The organism is Bacillus sp. SIMBA_031, from assembly GCF_046535225.1.
In the GTDB taxonomy this organism is placed as follows: domain Bacteria; phylum Bacillota; class Bacilli; order Bacillales; family Bacillaceae; genus Bacillus; species Bacillus velezensis.
The window spans coordinates 1-230 of sequence record NZ_JAWRXC010000761.1; the positions used below are offsets into that span (position 1 = coordinate 1).

The following is a 230-nucleotide window of genomic DNA, read 5'->3' on the forward strand; positions in this document are numbered from 1 at the left end:
GAAGAAGAACCTGACACCGTCATGCCGCTGGCTACGGCGCAGGCGCGCGACATATGGCTGCTCTTCCTGCAGATCGCAGGCCGCGCCCGGCTGGGCAGTCAAACCCATGACCGGGCCTATAAAGCGTGGTGCGAGGCAGCACCGGCCGGCGCCATTGACGAACTGCACAAACTCACCGGCTTTCTGGGCGCCTTTTTGTGGTTTGCCCGGTTGATTGGCCGCGTTCACAT

General features: G+C 62.6%; 1 protein-coding gene. It reads left to right on the plus strand.

The features are described 5' to 3' along the window. Positions 1–230: hypothetical protein (locus tag SB724_RS22105; RefSeq protein ID WP_410573262.1), on the plus strand; the 230-nt coding region annotated here is incomplete at both ends.